Consider the following 13,080-nt stretch of genomic DNA (forward strand, 5'->3'; position numbering starts at 1 on the left):
GTCATCGCCGCAATGAGCGGATATCTGGTCACGCGGATCGCCGCCAACCATCAACCGCCCCCCGCCGGAGGCCGAACTGGGCCGGTGGCACGAATGGGCCTCGCCACAACGTCCCGCAGGAAGCGTCACCTCCGATCGCCCGGGCTGTCGTCGCCGCCGACCATCTGCGACGGCGGCGGACCCCGAGGACGGATCAGGGATCGAGCCGAACTCACCGTCGCAGTGGCCGACGGGTGCCATTCGGCGTTGTCCCTGACGCCCGGCGACGGATTACGTCAACGCAGCGTCGCGTGACGGATTCGCTGGAAGGCCCGTGGCGGCGATGCTCGATGAGCGTCCGGAACCGAGAGCGCGGCACCGGAACCGCACACATCCCGCATCGCCGAATTCCGAGGAGCACTCCCGTGACTACGGTCCGTTTCCATCTGGCGCAAGTTCTCCAAGGGTCCACTGAAGGTCGCGTGATGACCGCACAACCGGGAAAAGGCGCACACCAACTCGCCGATGCATACACGGATCGGCGGGTGGGCGCCGCCACAGCGGCGGCAGTCTGGGCGGGACCGGTGTCGCTGTGGTTGTGGGCCGAGGCCGCGGTGCTGCACGGCGCCGGACCGGCGATAGGGGAATTCACCGGCTGACGTTCGCCGCTTCGTATCAGGCGAACGGTTCGCCGATGCAGTTCCGGTTGCCGAGGCCGAACGGCTGATAGATCCCGGACCGCGTCACGGTCTTGCGGTAGTCCGGCGTCCACCGGTCCGGGTCGAACCGCGCCGGATCGGGTGGTGTCCGTCACTTCGCGTTGTCGCGGCCCTGATCGCGCCGGATCGGCGCGGTCGATCACTATTCTCCGGACCGGAGGGGAGAATAGTCTGTCCGGTATGGAAGTGCGTGTCGGTGACAGAGTGCGGCTGGTTCCCGGCGGTCGGCAGGCTTTCCGGGTGCTCGAGATCGTCGGCGCGTTCGCGCTCGTCGTCACCGAGCCCGACCTGAACGGTGGTCGGCAATTCGGAGTGCTGACCGCGAGCCTGATCCCGAACGACGAGCAGGCGTGAACGCTGGTGGGCCCGTCCCTGTCTCGTGCACGTCCGTGTCCGCGGGTGAGGGGAGTGGTGAGGGGAGTTCGGTGCGGCCGACGGCCTTGCCGATACGTCGCGTGCCGCACGCGCGGTTTCGATGCGACCGCAGCATCCCGCCCTCGAGGCCTGAAAAAGGGTCGGTCGTCTTCCGCGAGACGGCGGACGGTACTCACGTGGTCTGGACCACCACGGCACAGCTCCGGTTGCCGCTGATCGGCGCCGCCGTCACCCGATGGGTGGTGCGGCCGGTGTGCACCTACGCGTTCGGCCGAGTCCTCGACGCCGCGTCTCGCGACCTCGCGGCGAGGTCGGCGAGCACCTGAACCCTCGCTGCAGCGCGGTACAGGTCTACGGGCCGAATTACTCCGCTCATTCGGCGTCGAGAACCTTCCGGGCCCGCTCGTAGTTCTCGTTGCGCTCCGCACTGCCGTTCGAACCGCCGTTGATCGTTCTGGTGATAGCGTCGAAGTCCGATTCGTCGGCCTGCTCGTTCAGATTCTCGGTGTCCCAGAACCAGCCCGCCGTGGCGAAGGCGTACTTCGGATCGGCGGCCAGTCCGGGATTGCCGACGAGGTCGACACCGAGGTCCTCGCCCGCCTCCCGGTAGTTGTTGCGGCCGGTCAGCTGCATGCCACCGCGGCCGTGAAAGCGGGCGCCGTCGCCGGGGTGTTTGTTGCCGATACTCGGACCGACACTGGATCCGGGCCCGTAGTTGCGGTTGAAGTACGCCGCGTCACCGTATTCGGTGAGCGTTTTCAGGTCGTCGGTTTCCACCCCGAGCTGGGCGAGGAACGCGGCTTCGCGTTTCGGGGTGTCGATCCCGTAGTCACGCATCGCCTGATTGAGGTAGGGCAGATATTTGCGCAATGTCGCGGGAGATGTACCGGGGAATATGCGCTTCAGTTGTTCCAGGGTCAGCGGGCCCATCGTCCCCGCCCGGTCGGTATTGTGCCCGGCCACCGCGGCGAACTTCGTCTCCACCCGCACGAGCGTGGCGACGACTTCGGTCAGCAGCGACTTTTCCTCGGCCGGCGTCAACTTCTCCGATCGCGCCGAGACGAGCACCGCGGCAGCTTGCAGGACCGGTGCGAGACGTGCCGCTTCATCACCGATCGTTCGGACCAACTCCATGTTGTCTTCGGCGGCATCGCCCACGGTGCCGGAGACGTTCTTTTCCTGAGCTTTCAGGTCGGTGGCCAGGCGCGCCAGCTTTCCGGACTTCTCGTTGTAATGCGTGGTCACGACGGCTTCGTTCGCCACGTCGTACAGGTCGGCCTCGTCGAGTAGAGCGATCAGGTCCGGAAGATCCCTGGTGTGTCCGGTGCCGAGCTGATCGACCATGAGATCCATTGCGGCTCGGGCGAACTCGATGACTCCACGCATCGTGGCGGAGGCTTGCGGCGGGGCCTTCAAGCCCGCGATCTGTTTGCGGACATCGGTGATCGCGGCGGAAGCCGTCGTGGTCGAATCCGGAACCGACGCCTGCCCCGGCACCTTCGCCGGTAACGCAAGCAGGCCGTATCGCGCCCGCCCCCAAGGATCCGCCTCCAACGGGTCGAACTGGGAGCCCATGTCCGCGATTCTCACATGACCGGCCCCCACGCCCGCTGTAGTTCTCCCCAGTCGTGACAGGGTGACCGGCCGGCGCAACCCTGCGTCGGCGGACGGCGTCACCGGAACTATGAATCAGCGAGTAGGTCCAGCTGGGGCTGTGGGGGCAGGGAGTGGGCGACAAGCTTCTGCGCCGAACGCTTGTTCATGCCGAACATGCGCAGTACATGGAAGGTCATTTCGTCGGTCAGCGCGTCCGCATCGGCCTCGGGTCGGGCGTCCAGTAATTGCAGCAGGCCCAGCAGTGCGCCGCCTGCGGCCATGACGGCCATGTCCGGGTCCATCGGCTCGAACCGGCCCGCCTCCTGCGCGGCGATGATGTCGCGGCGAGCGCGCGGGGCGAGGCCCTCATCGCGGAGCAGCACCGGCATTCCGGAATGCAGCAGTACCCGGACTATTTCCGGCGCCTGCCGCTGGAGACGGCCCGTCATCCGGAAACTCACGGTGAACACCTCGGCCGGATCGTCGTAGAGCTTGACGATCTCGTCGCGCATTTCGCTGTAGACCTGCAACACGGAGCGGACGGCTTCGTCGAACAGCTCTTCCTTGGAGGTGAAGTGGTTGTAGAACGAGCCGAACCCCACGTCGGCGGCATCGGTGATCTCCTGGATGCTCACCGCCGAACGTCCTTCCGACAGGAACTTCCGTGCTGCGCCGAGCAATGCCTTGCGGGTGCGTTCCCGGCGGCGGTCGATGCGGTTGCGCACCACGGGGTCGGTGGACATCGATACCCTCTTCCATTCGCAAATGTCACGGTAATCGTATCTGAGGACTCCATCAGACACGATTGCTCTCGTGAGGGTCTCGCTGTTTCGCCTATCGGGCCGCCCATGCTCTCCGCGCAGTAGGTCCTCGCCACGTCCGGCGGCCCGGCCACCGGACGTGATGGCTGCTGCAGACTCGTGCTTCGTCATTCTCGTGGCCGGTTGACGGCGAGCCCGCTCAGGAGTGCTCGTGCCAGGGCGGCAGCCTCGGCGCGGCCTTTCTCGGTGTTGCCGGATTCGGCGATGATCAGTGACATCTCGGTCAGGGCGCCGTAGAAAGCGCTGGCGAGCAGTTCCGGTGGATGAGGCTGGATCAGACCGGCGTCGAGCAGGTTGCGGGCGCCCTCGAGTACCAGGCTGCTGAGATGGCGCTGGTCCACTTCTCGCCAGCGGCGCCAGCCCAGCGCGATCGGGCCCTGGAGCAGCACGATGTGGTGATAGTCGGGCTCCGCGCATATGTCGAGGAAAGCCCCGAGGCTGCGGTCGACGCGTTCGAAGGGGTCCGTCGTGGAATCGATGGCAGCCCTGATGCGTTGCGCCGCACGGTCTTCCAACTCGTCGACGACGGCTTCGAACAGTCCTTTCTTGCCGTCGAAATGGTGGTACAGCGCGCCTCGGGTCAACCCGGCGGCGCGCACCAGCTCCTCGGCGGAAAGGTCGGCGTATTCCCGCTCGGCGAACAACCGGGCCGCGGTGTCGAGCAGCGTCCGGCGGGTGTTCTCGATGTGCTTGTCACGCAGCGACTCCATACCGTACGTTTATCACATACACAGTGTATGTCAGATTCACGACGTATGATCCTGGAGGATGCAGATGGACAGATCCGTGGATGCCGTCATCGTCGGCGCGGGCACAGCCGGCCTTGTTGCCGCCCGCGACCTGGTGCGCACCGGGCATGAGGTCCTGGTACTCGAAGCGCGTGACCGGGTGGGCGGGCGTCTGCTCAATGCCGAGTTGCCCGGTGGTGAGGCCATCGAGGTCGGCGGGCAGTGGGTCGGTCCGACACAGCATGAAGCGATGGCGTTGATCGACGAGCTGGGTTTGAAGACTCATCCGACACACACCGCCGGCCGCCACATCGCCGAACTCGGCGGGTCTCGTTCGGAGTACACCGGCCGAATTCCCAGGATGAACCCGCTGGCCTTGGCCGACATCGCCCAGGCGCAGCTGCGGCTGGACCGCATCGGACGTCGGGTGTCCCGGACCGAGCCGTGGCGAGCGGATCGAGCCGAAGCGCTGGACGCGCAAACATTCGACACCTGGCTGCGCCGCGCCACCCACACCCGGCAAGGGCGGGCGTTCTTCCGGGTGGTCACCGAGGCGGTGTTCTCCACCGGACCCGAGGACATGTCCGCGCTGTGGGCGAGCTTCTACCTCGGTGCGGGTGGCGGCCTGGATTCCATGATCGGTGTGAGGGGCGGAGCCCAGCAGGATCGGGTGGTCGGTGGCACCCAGGCGATCGCGCACGCTCTGGCCGGACAGCTCGGCGATCGGGTGGTTCTCAACAGTCCCGTAACGGAGGTCGACTGGGACGATGCCGGTGTCCGCATCCGGAGCGGCGGGACCGTCGTGCGGGCGCGTCGTGCGGTGATCGCGGTACCGCCGCCACTGGCCGCGCGCATCCGCTTCATCCCCGGCCTGCCGGGCGACCGCGACCAGCTCGTCCAGCGGATGCCGATGGGCCGGGTCATCAAGATCAACGTGGTCTACGACGAACCGTTCTGGCGAGCAGGCGGGTGGAGTGGTCAGGCCAACAGCGACCGACGGCCGCTGGGGACGGTGTTCGACAACACCCCGCCCGCCGGATCACCCGGTGTACTCGTAGGTTTCCTCGAGGGTCGTCACGCCGATGCCGGCGCACGACTGGATATCGCCGATCGCCGTGCTCGGGTGATCGACGACCTCGTGGGATACTTCGGTCCGCGCGCGCGTACACCGATCGACTACATCGAGAAGGACTGGGCCGAAGAGGAATACAGCCGCGGCTGTTACGGCGCGTTCACCACGCCGGGCACCCTCACCCGATTCGGGCACGCCCTGCGCCCCGCGATCGGCCCGCTGCACTGGGCGGGCACCGAAACCGCCACCCGCTGGGCAGGCTACATCGACGGCGCCGCCGAATCCGGTCACCGCGTCGCCCAGGAGATCGGCCTCGCCCTGGCCCCCACCGCCTCAACCGCCGATCCCGCATGACCGGCCGCGATGCGATCGCGCCATACCGCGAATCGTCGGCCTCGTCGTCGGTGGCCGCTGACAACATTCATCCAGGGGCAAACGACGATGAGCGACACTGAGATCGTGCTGGAGGCAACCGGTTCAAGATATGGGTCACCGTTCGATGAAGCGGCCTTTTTCGAATGGCTCGACAAGATTCCCGCCGTGCGGGCATACGAAGGTGAGCTGCGAACGCTCTACATAAAAGTCGACGCCACGGCCGATGACGAATCCGTATACGAACTCGTAACCCTGTTCCATCGATACCACGTCGACATGTCGCAGTTGCGGGTGTTCGACACGGAGCGAATCGGGGAATGGTTTCGGAATACCGAAAGTTACTGGTACGCAGCGGTCTTCGGTACGCCGAGCTAGGTCAGGTGCTCGCGCACCGGGCCTGTTTCGAGGTCGACCGATGAACTCGACGACTCCGCAAACGTGACCATAGTCGTCGGACGACGGAGGACGCCCCGATGTTCCAGTTGCGGGCGCGGCGTCGACAACGGCCTCCATCTCTTCGAGGGGAAGGTCGCCACGGTCTGCTCAGATCTGGCGACCTCCGTCCTCGGGACCCGAGTCACTCCGAAACTGTGCGCTCCGCCTGTTCCCCGGGCAGCTGCCACCGCGTCAGCGCCCGGCATCCCGCCGCGAACTCCTCCGCGTCCCGCAACGCTCTGCCCGCGACGAGGTCGAGTGCGAACGAGTCGTTGTCGTGTCCGGTCATCGCCGCGATCATCTGCCGGGCGGTGGACCGGATCGCCGACTTGTTCCCGGTCACCGTCCAGCGGTCCACGGCAGGCACGTGGATGAGCCAGCGGGGGCCGCAGCAGTGCACTGTGACGCGGAATCGGCGCACGGTCACGACCTCCGCGCGCGGGCGGCCCGGCGACGAATCACTCGGTCCATGACAGGGCTTCGGTGAGGGTCACCGGAGGCGGGGGAGGGGTCGACACCCCGCCTCCGGGACGTTCGGGAGCGTCGGCCCACTGGCGCAGCGCGACGGCGTAGCGCTCGAGCACGGGCAGCGGCACAGCCTTGTAGGGAGCACGGGCCCGTGGGAACGGAACGCGTTGCGGTAATGCCTTGGTCATCTGTCCTCCGCTGGTCGAGTGGCGGCGAAAAGGACTTACGCCGCGCCGATCATGCGGCCAGTGGAGCACCGGATGCGGGCCGCGTGGACATTTCCGAGCGGATTCGCGACAGAAAATGGCAAATACCCTGGACGCCTTCCAGCGACCCTGCACAATGTCTTTCCGGCGGTCGAATTGTGGCCTTCCAGAATTACTTTCAGAAATATTCCAGCCAGCGCGTGCGGATATTCCACAGAAGGGAGCAAACAGTATGGGGGAGAGGGATGTGGACCCCGATGATCGGCAGCTCAGGGCCGACATTCGCGGGACCGGGGGCGTTCCACACCGCAGTCTCGGCCGCTGCCTGCGCGGGATGAGGCAGGAGGCGGGACTGTCCATCGAAGTGGCATCGCGGGCGATCGGGCGCGGGGCGGGGACGCTGCACCGGCTGGAGACCGGCGCGCCGAACGTTGTCGTCAGGGAGGAAGACCTGCGGCGGTTGTGCAAGTTGTATCAGCGGGTGGACATGCTGCCGGTGTTGAAATCGCTGGCGGCGCAGGGGAGGACGCCGTCGTGGTTGGACGAGTTTCCCGATCAGGTGAATCCGACGTTCAACGCCTACGTGCAGATGGAGGCGGCGGCCTCTCATATCACTGTGTATCGCCCCGATATGGTGCCTGGATTGTTTCAGGTCCCCGACTACGCGAGGGCGTTGGATCGCGTCTACTTTCCGATGGACACCGCAGAGGAGATCGAGCGTCGCGTCCGGGTGCGGCGTAACAGGCAAGCGTTGATCAGTCGTGACTTCTCGCCACTGGCAGCTGTACTCGTGGTGGACGAGGCGGTCACCAGGCGAGTCGTCGGAGGTCCCCGCGTGATGTCGACACAGCTGCGTCACCTGGCCGACCTGCCACCGAACGTACGGGTGCAAGTGCTGCCCTTCGGGGTTGGCTTCCCACTCGGCGTCTCGACCGGTCCTTTCACGATCCTGGATTTCGCCGGTGACGGCGAGGGGCGACCTTTGGAGCCGCCAGTGGTCTACGTCGAGAGCTACACAGGCAACATCTACCTGGAACGCACCAGCACCGTGCGGCGGTACAGAGCTGGATTCGAGGTGATCCAGCGAGTAGCTTTGGACGTGCCGAATAGCAAACGCCTACTGCGGCAGGTAGCGAAGGAGTTCGACCGTGTCCGTTGACCTATCCGGAGCGCGCTGGTTCAAAAGCACTCGTAGTGCCGCCGGGAACGACTGCGTCGAGGTAGCGCATCTGGATGGCGGGCATGTGGGGGTTCGTGACTCGAAGAACGTCGGTGGTGGAGTGCTGGTGTTCACGCCCTCGGAGTGGGATGTATTCCTGGCGGGCGCGCGGAGTAGAGACTTCGACCGGTTCTGAGCTGAGCGCAAGTCTCGCCTGTGGCACCGATCTCGTCGCGAGGTCGGTAGGCGCGATTACGCCCTACCGACCTCGATTGCGGTACAGATTCGTGGCGCGTGTTCTGCGGCCAGGACGACAATCATGCCAACCTGTCGGGCTGAGGTATCTCCGAGAAATCGACGGCGTCTTCGAAATCCGCACCGCATCACTTCAGATGCACTGCGAGAACCGAGAATGACTGGGCACACAGCCATTAGTCCTCAATTGCGGCGGTAGGGCGGAACAACCCGTACGCGGTCCGCGGCGATCTGCCGCCGCCGGGCCGCCATCGCGTCCGCGGGCGAGGAGCCGGTGGAGAGTGCGTGAAAGATGGCTGCCGCGTCCTCGATCGCGTCGCGGGCGCCGACTCCTTCGGCGGGTGTGATGGCGTGATCGGCGTCCCCGCACAGGATCACCGGAAGCTGTGCGGCGGCGGCGGTGGCGAAAGGGACGTTGCGCGCATTCGAGACGTGCACGGTCTCGGTCTCCGCGAGCAAAACATCCACCACGTCGGAAATGCCCGGCGCGACAGTGCGAATGACGTCGCTCCAGTCCACTACCGGATGGTATCCGGTTTCCTGCGCGGGAAGCGGCGGACGGGTGACCCTGGCGAACCAGACGGACAGTCCTTCGTCCCAGAAGTGACCGAACGCACCCGCCGGGCGGCCGTCCGCACCGATCCGGCCGTCGAAATGCAGCACCGTGCTCTTGGTGCGCAGCGCTCGAGCACGCTCGGTGCGGCCGTAGAACACGAGCTGCCCGGCGTACTCGGGTGTCCGCGCCGGTTCGATTCGGCGGCGGGCGAGGGAGTCGATGCCGTCTGCCGCGATGACGATGTCGTCAGCGGGTAGTGCAGTTGCGCCGCTGAACAGCACACCGTGGTCGATGTCGGTCACCGGAGTGCCGTAGTGGAACACCGACGATGTGGCGGTGGCGAATTCCGTCAGCACCGACATGAGTTCGGCACGCAGGTACAGCCGATGACCGCGGCTCGGTCCGAAACGCGCTTCGCCCGGCTGGTATTCGACCCGTAGGGCGTCTACCGGATGGGCGACCTCGTCCAACCGGTCGGCGGGCACGCCGAGGGTGGTCAGCGCGGCCTGCGCACGGTCGTCCAGCACCAGGAACGCCCCGGCGCCGAGTGATGGCTGGGCTTCGTACACCCGGGCCGGAATCCCCACGCGCCCCAGGGCTCCGGCGAGGACGGTCCCGGCGATCCCTCCGCCGACGATGGTGACCATGTGCTCAGCGTAGAGCGGGATTCCGGCAATGGCACGGCCGATTCATGCCCGCGGCCATCAGACCGTCGATGAATTGCGGCTGGATCCGGGCGCCTCGAAGCCGCCGATCCGCTGCTCGAGCAGTTCGGCCAGCCGCAGCGGCGTGTGGTCCTCGAACATCGGGCCGATCAGCTGCACCCCGACCGGCAGACCCTCGGGTGATCGACCCGCGGGTATGGCGGTGGCGGGAAGGCCGGGCATGGTCGCCACACCGGGCCAGACCATCTGGTCGCCGTATGGGTACTCGACGCCGTCGATGTCGATCCGCTGTCCCCGCGCATCGGGGTTGTGGTCGTGTGGGAACGCGGGAGTCGGCGTGATCGGGCACACCACGGCGTCGAACTCGGCGAACAGCTGCCGCCAGCCGTGGCGGTGCTGCTCGCGACGGCTGTTCGCCTCGATCCAGTCGCGGTGACTGAACACCGCGCCACGCAACCATTCCGCCTCGCGAGTCCGGTCATCGGCGTCGAGTCCGGCCGCGGCGGTCCGCAGCTGTTCGTACCTCTCCGCGGGAAAACTCGCGGCGATGCTCGAAACCATCAACTGCGTGTAGAGCGTGGCGGCTTCGGTCAGGTCGGGCAGCAGTGAACTGTGCCGTTCGACGCGAGCGCCCTCGGCGGCGAGCGCATCGGCGACACGGTTCACCGCAGCCTGTACGGCGGAACCGGTGGGAAGGAGCGGATGCTCGTCGAGGACCAGGACCCGGAAGTCGCGGAGTTCCTGATGACGCGCGGCCGGCAGCGCGAGGTCGAACGCGACGCCGAGCGTCAGAGGATCCGGGCCGGCCATCACGTCCAGCAGCAACGTGAGGTCGCGAGCGGTTCGGGCCATCGGACCGACGACGGCGAGGTCGCCTTCACTCGGCAATGCCGGCGCGGGCGGTGGAACCATTCCGCGCGTCGCCGCCAGCCCGAAAGACGGCTTGTGTGCGTAGATGCCACAGAAATGCGCGGGCGTGCGCAACGAACCGGCGAGGTCGGAGCCGAGAGACAGCGCACCGAACCCGGCGGCCAGGGCCGCCGCCGATCCACCGGAGGATCCGCCCGGTGTGCGACCGAGATCCCACGGGTTGTTGGTGGTGCCGTAGATCTCGTTGAAGCTCTGCCAATCCTTCAGCATCAACGGCACATTGGTCTTGCCGAGCACCACCGCGCCCGCCGCCTTCACCCGCGCCACCGCTACCGCGTCCTCGGTCGGCACATAGTCTTCGAACTGCGGCATACCCCACGTCGTGGGTAGCCCGGCGATGTTGTAGGACTCTTTGACAGTCAACGGAATACCCAGTAGCGGCCGATCCTCGCCGCGGGCGCGCGCCTCGTCGGCTCGGCGTGCGGCGGCCCGCGCGCGGTCGAAGTCCGGCACGCAGATCGCGTTGATCGCCTTATCGTCCCGCTCGATACGAGCGATCGCGTCCTCGGTCAGTTCCACCGAGCTCATTTCACCAGCGCGCAACGCAGCCGAGAGCTCTTCGGCCGATCGATAAGTCCACTCCATGAATCCGACGCTAACGCCCGCCCGGGAGTGGGTATCAACGCCGGTCTGCGCAGCAGATATGAACGACGGTAGCCTTGACGACGTCACGAGCACAGTGGTTGGGCCACCACTGCGCAGCACGCCGAGGTCGTCGAGCTATCCGTGGCGGCCGCCAGTCGCGGTCGGTGCCCCGGCATCACCGCCGGGAAGCCGCACGGCTGCAGACCGACGTGAAGAATCCGGACGGCATGCGACCCCCCGAAGCGACCTGAGTGAGCGTAATCTTTCCCGCGCTCGTGTCGGTCCAGGACCGCGGTCACTCATGACCGACCATCGATCAGGGTCACGCCGGCGGGATGCTCTGCTCGTACTGGAAGACGTTGTGCGGGTCGTACTTCGCCTTGATTCTGCGCAGACGCTCGAAGTGCTCCCGCCCCCAATAGGCGGTCTCCCACTCTTGCATTCCCACGTTCGGCACGTTGACATAGGCGCCGTCCGCGTAGGGTCGCAGCGCCTGGCTGAACTCGGCGAGCCAGGCCTGGGCCTGCGGGGTCAGCGGGTCGCTGACGCCTGGTTCGGTTGAACGGGTCCCCCAAGCTGCGCCGATCTCACCGTAGAACAGCGCGTCGCGATGCGCGAACGCCGTGCCGCCGCGCGGCTCCCTCTCGATCGCCCCACCGAAGGCATCGACGAAGTAGTTGCTTTCCTCTGTGGGAGCGTTTCGCATGAAGGAGTTGATGATGTCGATCGCGTTCTTCGGGAACGGCTTCTTGACGAACTGCGAGAAGAATTTCCAGTTCGCGGGCTCTTGCGTGAGCGGGACCTGGGCTCCGGCAAAGAAATCGCCCCAGTTGCCCACCTGCACCGTGACCTCGGGCGTGCCGACAGACAGGATCGGAGCCAGCATCTCTCTGGCCTGTGCCGCCGCCCCCTCCGCAAGCCAGGCGGACAGCTGGATCTGGGACTTGTGGATCTCCAGCTCGGATCCCAGACGGCTGTCGGCGGACGGTACCGTACGCTGCCATGCCTCGAAGACCCCGTAAAGGTCCCCAAGGCCATCCCATGTCGCCTGTAGGTAGGCGAGATGCTCGAGCGGATACACCTCATAGGTGAGTTGTGTGACGATCCCGAAGTTGCCGTTTCCCGCGCCGCGAAGCGCCCAGAGCAGGTCCGAGTGGTGCTGCAGGTCCGCGTTGATCACCTCGGCGCAGTCGTGACCCGACGAGACGACGACCTCGGCCGCCATCAGACTGTCGCAGGCCATGCCGAGCCAGCGGTTGAGCGGCCCGAGGCCACCGCCGAGCGTCGCACCACACAAGCTCACGCTGCCCTCACTTCCGGTTGTGACCGCAAAGTTCTGCTTCGCGAGCGTCGTCACCGCTTCCAGCTGGTTCAGCCCGGCGCCAACCGTCGCGCTACGAGCGCCAGGGTCGATCCGGACCGACTTCAGCCGGCTTACGTCGATCACGATGCCGTTGTCGACGTTCGACCAGCCTTCGAGAGCGTGGCGACCGCTGCGCACTCGCAACGCGACGTTGTGCTGCCGCGCCCAGGTGAGGGCGTTCACCACGTCTTGGGTCTCCTCTGCGAAGACGATGACCAGCGGATAGTGGGAAAAGAGCTGGTCCCAGCCGAGTCGTGCGTCCGTGTACGACTCGTCACCGGGGCGAACGATGTGACCGGTCAGCGTCGCCGGGCGGCATCCCGGGCTGTTGCTCGGATGGCCCGCGGTCACATTTCCCGGGGCGCTCGCGTCGGCGATATCCGGAGTGTCGGCGGCTGTAAGGCCCGATACGACGACTGCTCCGACGCCGGCGACCGTCCACGTCCTGAGCAGGTCACGGCGAGAAAGATCACTCAAGTCCAGGTCCTCTCGATCGGGCTCCGCGCACCCAGCTGCTAAGGAACTCTTACCCCCCAGCCGCCGGGCAGTCCTCTGTGGTCGATTCCGGAACGGTAACGGGGTGACGCGGCGGTATGTCCCGACACGCCAATCGAGGACGATCACGACCGCTCGAGGGCGTAATTCAGTGCCGAACCCCTACCGGACTGTCTCGGAATTCTGCTCCAACGGCCGTCAGACCGGCCCCACCGGTTACCGGATGCCGCCCGGCCGACCCGGTGCCGAACTATCGCGCACCCGCGCCGGCCGAATCCGTCCACGGATCGTCCCCGCG

General features: G+C 66.3%; 15 protein-coding genes and 1 pseudogene. 7 read left to right on the forward strand and 9 right to left on the reverse strand.

The window, feature by feature from the left end; genetic code table 11:
* Positions 1 to 464 precede the first annotated feature (464 nt).
* Positions 465 to 638, forward strand: coding sequence for a hypothetical protein (locus NNI01S_RS34430; RefSeq protein ID WP_157114715.1), 174 nt, complete (start codon positions 465 to 467; stop codon positions 636 to 638).
* Between the two features lie 16 nt (positions 639 to 654).
* On the opposite strand, the pseudogene NNI01S_RS36505 reads toward NNI01S_RS34430, so the two are convergent.
* A pseudogene (locus NNI01S_RS36505) lies at positions 655 to 768 on the reverse strand (cytochrome P450); the annotation flags it as partial.
* A 110-nt stretch (positions 769 to 878) separates the two neighbouring features.
* Here NNI01S_RS36505 and NNI01S_RS34435 point away from each other — a divergent pair.
* Both NNI01S_RS34435 and NNI01S_RS34440 read left to right on the forward strand, forming a co-directional pair.
* Complete coding sequence (locus tag NNI01S_RS34435; RefSeq protein ID WP_157114716.1) at positions 879 to 1,052, forward strand: hypothetical protein; 174 nt, start codon at positions 879 to 881, stop codon at positions 1,050 to 1,052.
* Positions 1,053 to 1,249: 197 nt separating this feature from the next.
* Positions 1,250 to 1,399, forward strand: a complete 150-nt coding sequence (locus tag NNI01S_RS34440) for a hypothetical protein (protein ID WP_157114717.1) — start codon at positions 1,250 to 1,252, stop codon at positions 1,397 to 1,399.
* Between the two features lie 46 nt (positions 1,400 to 1,445).
* Here NNI01S_RS34440 and NNI01S_RS33400 read toward each other — a convergent pair whose 3' ends face one another.
* The 3 genes from NNI01S_RS33400 to NNI01S_RS12145 form a co-directional block, all read right to left on the reverse strand.
* Positions 1,446 to 2,648: a glycoside hydrolase family 19 protein gene (locus NNI01S_RS33400; protein WP_063020174.1), complete on the reverse strand. Its 1,203-nt coding sequence runs from the start codon at positions 2,646 to 2,648 to the stop codon at positions 1,446 to 1,448.
* 107 nt (positions 2,649 to 2,755) lie between these two features.
* The gene (locus NNI01S_RS12140) at positions 2,756 to 3,412 is read right to left on the reverse strand and encodes a TetR/AcrR family transcriptional regulator (protein ID WP_063020175.1); all 657 of its coding nucleotides are present in this window, start codon (positions 3,410 to 3,412) and stop codon (positions 2,756 to 2,758) included.
* A gap of 185 nt (positions 3,413 to 3,597) precedes the next feature.
* Positions 3,598 to 4,200 (reverse strand): TetR/AcrR family transcriptional regulator, encoded by a 603-nt coding sequence (locus NNI01S_RS12145; protein ID WP_063020176.1) that lies wholly within the window; start codon positions 4,198 to 4,200, stop codon positions 3,598 to 3,600.
* A 64-nt stretch (positions 4,201 to 4,264) separates the two neighbouring features.
* Here NNI01S_RS12145 and NNI01S_RS12150 point away from each other — a divergent pair, with 64 nt between their 5' ends.
* Entirely contained in the window at positions 4,265 to 5,644 is a 1,380-nt protein-coding gene (locus NNI01S_RS12150) for a flavin monoamine oxidase family protein (RefSeq protein WP_063020177.1), read from the forward strand.
* 87 nt (positions 5,645 to 5,731) lie between these two features.
* Complete coding sequence (locus tag NNI01S_RS12155) at positions 5,732 to 6,040, forward strand: hypothetical protein (RefSeq protein ID WP_063020178.1); 309 nt, start codon at positions 5,732 to 5,734, stop codon at positions 6,038 to 6,040.
* 202 nt (positions 6,041 to 6,242) lie between these two features.
* Here the strand turns inward: NNI01S_RS12155 and NNI01S_RS12160 are convergent, their stop codons facing one another.
* On the reverse strand, positions 6,243 to 6,527 hold the full coding sequence (locus NNI01S_RS12160; protein ID WP_063020179.1) for a hypothetical protein: 285 nt from the start codon (positions 6,525 to 6,527) through the stop codon (positions 6,243 to 6,245).
* 31 nt (positions 6,528 to 6,558) lie between these two features.
* The gene (locus NNI01S_RS34445; protein WP_157114718.1) at positions 6,559 to 6,756 is read right to left on the reverse strand and encodes a hypothetical protein; all 198 of its coding nucleotides are present in this window, start codon (positions 6,754 to 6,756) and stop codon (positions 6,559 to 6,561) included.
* Positions 6,757 to 7,006: 250 nt separating this feature from the next.
* Here NNI01S_RS34445 and NNI01S_RS12165 point away from each other — a divergent pair, with 250 nt between their 5' ends.
* Together NNI01S_RS12165 and NNI01S_RS33405 are read left to right on the forward strand one after the other, a co-directional pair.
* Positions 7,007 to 7,933, forward strand: a complete 927-nt coding sequence (locus NNI01S_RS12165) for a helix-turn-helix domain-containing protein (protein ID WP_084488738.1) — start codon at positions 7,007 to 7,009, stop codon at positions 7,931 to 7,933.
* The gene (locus NNI01S_RS33405) at positions 7,923 to 8,129 is read left to right on the forward strand and encodes a DUF397 domain-containing protein (RefSeq protein ID WP_084488739.1); all 207 of its coding nucleotides are present in this window, start codon (positions 7,923 to 7,925) and stop codon (positions 8,127 to 8,129) included. The genes NNI01S_RS12165 and NNI01S_RS33405 overlap by 11 nt, the downstream gene beginning before the upstream one ends.
* Before the next feature lie 242 nt (positions 8,130 to 8,371).
* On the opposite strand, the gene NNI01S_RS12170 is transcribed toward NNI01S_RS33405, so the two are convergent.
* From NNI01S_RS12170 to NNI01S_RS12180, 3 genes are all read right to left on the reverse strand, one after another.
* On the reverse strand, positions 8,372 to 9,391 hold the full coding sequence (locus NNI01S_RS12170; protein ID WP_063020180.1) for a Rossmann-fold NAD(P)-binding domain-containing protein: 1,020 nt from the start codon (positions 9,389 to 9,391) through the stop codon (positions 8,372 to 8,374).
* A gap of 57 nt (positions 9,392 to 9,448) precedes the next feature.
* Positions 9,449 to 10,924 (reverse strand): amidase, encoded by a 1,476-nt coding sequence (locus NNI01S_RS12175; protein ID WP_063020181.1) that lies wholly within the window; start codon positions 10,922 to 10,924, stop codon positions 9,449 to 9,451.
* A gap of 322 nt (positions 10,925 to 11,246) precedes the next feature.
* A complete protein-coding gene (locus tag NNI01S_RS12180; RefSeq protein WP_063020182.1) occupies positions 11,247 to 12,764 on the reverse strand; it encodes an FAD-binding oxidoreductase in 1,518 nt (505 codons plus the stop codon).
* Between the last annotated feature and the right edge of the window lie 316 nt (positions 12,765 to 13,080).

This window comes from Nocardia niwae NBRC 108934 = DSM 45340 (genome assembly GCF_001613465.1).
GTDB classification, from domain to species: domain Bacteria; phylum Actinomycetota; class Actinomycetes; order Mycobacteriales; family Mycobacteriaceae; genus Nocardia; species Nocardia niwae.

Coding starts and splice junctions, on each gene's coding strand:
- NNI01S_RS12145 (WP_063020176.1), bottom strand. CDS start 4,200: ATGGAGTCGCTGCGTGACAAGCACATCGAGAACACCCGCCGGACGCTG.
- NNI01S_RS34445 (WP_157114718.1), bottom strand. CDS start 6,756: ATGACCAAGGCATTACCGCAACGCGTTCCGTTCCCACGGGCCCGTGCT.
- NNI01S_RS12140 (WP_063020175.1), bottom strand. CDS start 3,412: ATGTCCACCGACCCCGTGGTGCGCAACCGCATCGACCGCCGCCGGGAA.
- NNI01S_RS12170 (WP_063020180.1), bottom strand. CDS start 9,391: ATGGTCACCATCGTCGGCGGAGGGATCGCCGGGACCGTCCTCGCCGGA.
- NNI01S_RS34430 (WP_157114715.1), top strand. CDS start 465: ATGACCGCACAACCGGGAAAAGGCGCACACCAACTCGCCGATGCATAC.
- NNI01S_RS12175 (WP_063020181.1), bottom strand. CDS start 10,924: ATGGAGTGGACTTATCGATCGGCCGAAGAGCTCTCGGCTGCGTTGCGC.
- NNI01S_RS12150 (WP_063020177.1), top strand. CDS start 4,265: ATGGACAGATCCGTGGATGCCGTCATCGTCGGCGCGGGCACAGCCGGC.
- NNI01S_RS34435 (WP_157114716.1), top strand. CDS start 879: ATGGAAGTGCGTGTCGGTGACAGAGTGCGGCTGGTTCCCGGCGGTCGG.
- NNI01S_RS33400 (WP_063020174.1), bottom strand. CDS start 2,648: ATGGGCTCCCAGTTCGACCCGTTGGAGGCGGATCCTTGGGGGCGGGCG.
- NNI01S_RS12155 (WP_063020178.1), top strand. CDS start 5,732: ATGAGCGACACTGAGATCGTGCTGGAGGCAACCGGTTCAAGATATGGG.
- NNI01S_RS12165 (WP_084488738.1), top strand. CDS start 7,007: ATGGGGGAGAGGGATGTGGACCCCGATGATCGGCAGCTCAGGGCCGAC.